The organism is Okeania sp. SIO2F4 (assembly GCF_010672385.1).
Lineage (GTDB): Bacteria > Cyanobacteriota > Cyanobacteriia > Cyanobacteriales > Microcoleaceae > Trichodesmium.
Genome location: NZ_JAAHGT010000964.1, coordinates 1 through 3,633, shown reverse-complemented (window position 1 = coordinate 3,633; position 3,633 = coordinate 1). Strand labels below are relative to the sequence as shown.

At 33.1% G+C, this 3,633-nt stretch carries 2 protein-coding genes and 1 pseudogene; all 3 read right to left on the bottom strand.

Translation table 11 applies throughout. The features are described from left to right. Positions 1 to 1,401 (bottom strand): annotated as a pseudogene (thrS, locus tag F6K22_RS35655) (threonine--tRNA ligase); the annotation flags it as partial. 131 nt (positions 1,402 to 1,532) lie between these two features. Beyond that, positions 1,533 to 2,726, bottom strand: coding sequence for an RNA-guided endonuclease InsQ/TnpB family protein (locus F6K22_RS35650; protein WP_293109298.1), 1,194 nt, complete (start codon positions 2,724 to 2,726; stop codon positions 1,533 to 1,535). A 358-nt stretch (positions 2,727 to 3,084) separates the two neighbouring features. Further along, the gene (locus F6K22_RS35645; RefSeq protein ID WP_293109297.1) at positions 3,085 to 3,312 is read right to left on the bottom strand and encodes a type 2 periplasmic-binding domain-containing protein; all 228 of its coding nucleotides are present in this window, start codon (positions 3,310 to 3,312) and stop codon (positions 3,085 to 3,087) included. Between the last annotated feature and the right edge of the window lie 321 nt (positions 3,313 to 3,633).

The following is a 3,633-nucleotide window of genomic DNA, read 5'->3' as shown; positions in this document are numbered from 1 at the left end:
TTATTCTAAATCAAATCGTTCGGGCAAATTATAGTCTACCTGTACAGTCCCTAACTGCCATTCTCGCTCCAAGGCATCCTGGAAAATAAAATCTAACTTTGGACCATAAAATGCAGCTTCACCAATTCCCTCAAAATGCTCCATTCCCATTTTTTCCACAGCTCGACGAATCGCACCTTCAGCTTTTTCCCAAGCATCATCAGAGCCAATATACTTATCTAATTTAGGGTCGCGGAAACTTAATCTAGCCCGAAAATTCTTCAGTTGTAGATTTTTAAATACAAATAGAGTTAAGTCTACCACACTGAGAAACTCATCATCAAGTTGTTCGGGTGTCACAAACAAATGAGAATCATCTTGAGTGAAACCCCGAACTCGCGTTAAACCACCTAATTCCCCAGACTTTTCATAGCGGTAAACAGTGCCAAATTCGGCAAGTCGTACTGGCAACTCTCGATAAGAACGTAATTCATTTTTATAAATTTGGATATGGAAAGGACAGTTCATTGGTTTTACAACAAAACCCTGTTCCAGAGCTTCTGCTTGTTCATCCTCAGCCATCATCGGGAACATATCCTCTTTATACTTTTGCCAATGTCCAGAAGTTTTGAATAAATCTATTCTGGCAATATGGGGAGTATCTACAGGTAAATAACCCCGTTTTAGTTGTTCTTGTTGGAGAAAGTCTTTCAGTGAATTCTTTAACATTGTACCTTTGGGAGTCCAAAGAGGTAATCCCGGTCCAACAAGGTCGGAAAAAATAAATAGTCCTAATTCTTTACCTAGTTTACGATGGTTTCTTTTGAGAGCTTCTTCTTTACGTCTTTTATATTCGGCTAGTTGTTCTGGAGTTTCCCAGGCAGTACCATAGATACGTTGCAATTGAGCCTTACTTTCATCTCCGCGCCAGTAAGCTCCAGCGACAGTTTCTAATTCAATTGCTTTAGGATTAATTTGTTTTGTACTTTCAATATGAGGACCTGCACATAAATCCCACCACTCTTCACCAAGATGATAAATGGTAATTGGGTCTTCTAAATCTTGGAGAATTTCTAATTTATAAGGTTCTTTAATTGCTTCAATTCGACTTTTAGCTTCTTCCCGACTGACTTCTTCTCTAATTACAGGTAAATCGCGTTTAATGATTTTGACCATCTCTTTTTTGATGGCTTTTAAATCTGCTTCTGTAAATGGTTCTGGGGTATCAAAGTCGTAGTAAAAGCCATTTTCAATCCAGGGGCCGATTGTTACCTGGGCTTTGGGAAATAGCTTTTGTACGGCCATTGCCATGACATGGGATGTGGTATGACGAATTTTTTTGAGAGCTTCTGACTCGCTAGTGCGAGGTAAATGGATTTTTTCTGGTTGTTCTGGAGAAGGATTAGATTCTGAGCTGGACATTGGCTGTTTATTGTGTGGTTTTAGTTTTATATGTTTTTACAGAAATAGAGGAAGAGTTTGTAAGTTTATAGACAAATATTTATCTATTATCAACTCACTTTTCCAGGTGTTATCCTGAATGGAACTACTCCTCATCCCTCTATTCCATCTGTATAAGCATTTGGAACTGCTTTTCGTAGTATATTATAGCTACCATTGAGGTCAGCATTGATTAACAAGCCATTTTTTGACTTATATAAACCTCTTTTTATTCTTTTTCCACTAAATTTATGTTTGATTCCCTCACTATAATTTAGGATGTTATCAAGATCAAGAAAGCTGGCTTTTGATGTGTAACTTTCTTCGTTGATAATTACTTTTATTCCTACTAATTCGGCTTTATATTTTAATTGCTCTATAAATTTATAATGAGGTATTTGAACAAAGTTTTGGTTGTTTCTTTTCCCTAAATTAATCTCTAGTTTCCATTTTTGATTATTCCCTATGACTAAGGTTGCAATTTGGTTTTCTTGTAAATTATGAATGATTATTCTACTTGCTTGGTGTAAATAGGTCTCTACTTTAAAATTACGTTTTGTAGTTAATTTCTGGATTTGATTTGAGTTCAAAGGTTTTTCAGTTTGTTTTTGTAATTTACTCTGTAGTTCTCCTTTCTTTTTCTTATAAAACTGGTTCATTGATTTTAAAGGTTTACCATTGATTATGAATGGTTCAAACTCTTTGACATTTGAGGAAACTGTTGCTAAGTTTGACAATCCTAAATCAATGGCTGCAACTCGATTATTATTTATCGGTTTTTCTGATTCAACTTCATAAACTGCCTCGAATACATAATAACCATTACAAGGTACTAATCTAATTTGATTGACTTTTCCTTGAATTTTGGTTTGTATTGATATTTGAGTTCCTGAAGGTTCTAATAATCCTTTTTTTAAACTTCTTTTACTAATAGTTTGAGCTGGATAAATCGTCACACAGCGACCTTTTAACTTATCTTTGTATCTTGGTAATTTGGGTTTTCCTAGATATTTATGAGGTTTTTTTGAGTAGTCTTTTATGGAGGCAAAAAACCAACTCCAGTATCTGTCTACTAATCTAATTATTTGACAACTTACTTTACTAGGTATGGCTTTGTAGTCAACATATTCTTTGATTAAATGATAAGTTTGGGCAGAGTTTAAATATTTCTGGTTAAAGATAAATTCTTGTCTGGCAATATAATTAACTGCATTAAATAAATTCTTTGATAAAAAGCATAATTTATCAATTTCTTGATAATTAGAATGGTGTTTGCTAATTATATGTTTTTCAATCAGTTTCAGCATGACAACTCCTGAGTCCTGTTTCTGTGCTTTTATTTGTCACCCTACAAAGTCTATACATTCTCATACTAAGAAAAATAGAAGATATTCTTAACTTTTAAGAGAATAACACGGGTTGTCCTTAAATGTAAATAAATGTCTATATTTTTATTGAAATTAAATAATACGTTATAGTTTTTGCTTACTATATCTAGCGTTTTTATCACAATTTTAATTCCTGGGGATATACAAAGATTGAAATTTTGGAACTGAGACTTTTTTTAGTTTTAAAATTAAATATCAAACGTTATAGTTTTTGATTACTATATGCAAATACTATGTTGCTTAAAATGTTAATATCAGCTTGTCTTGCTATTTCTAACTAACTATCATATTTTTCCTGATTATTTTCTACCCACTCTTGGGCATGACGCAAAATATCTTTTTCTTGGTCTTCACCCTCTTTAATGCGTAAACTTTCAGCACTCATATCTGCCACTGGACTTTGCACTAATTCAAACCATTGTTTAGCAACTGGGTTAGCTGCTAAAAATTTTTTATTAGCTACAATACGCTGTTGAAGTATGGGAAAGCCAATATTTTTCTCCATTTCTAACGAACTATCATAATCACTTTCAATATTTGCAATATTCTCTTAAGTGGAGACTAAAATATTTTCAATCTAGTTTCAGCTTTATTCTGATTTTTCAAGTCTGCTAATAGTAGAATATTTAGAGAAATTTTTAGGAAAGCAAGGTAAAGCTTAGTATTAATTTCTTTTACTTTTTCCCTGTTCCCTAAAATTCTCAAAATTTTTACCTCCAAAACTACAAAACTTCTGTAATTAATTAGCAGCTTGTCTGGAAGTTTCTAACCAACTATCATATTTTTCCTGATTATTTTTTACCCACTCTTGAGCATGACGCAAAAA

Excerpts from the sequence above, each read along its gene's own strand:
- F6K22_RS35650 (WP_293109298.1), bottom strand. The coding sequence starts at position 2,726 with ATGCTGAAACTGATTGAAAAACATATAATTAGCAAACACCATTCTAAT.
- F6K22_RS35645 (WP_293109297.1), bottom strand. The coding sequence starts at position 3,312 with ATGGAGAAAAATATTGGCTTTCCCATACTTCAACAGCGTATTGTAGCT.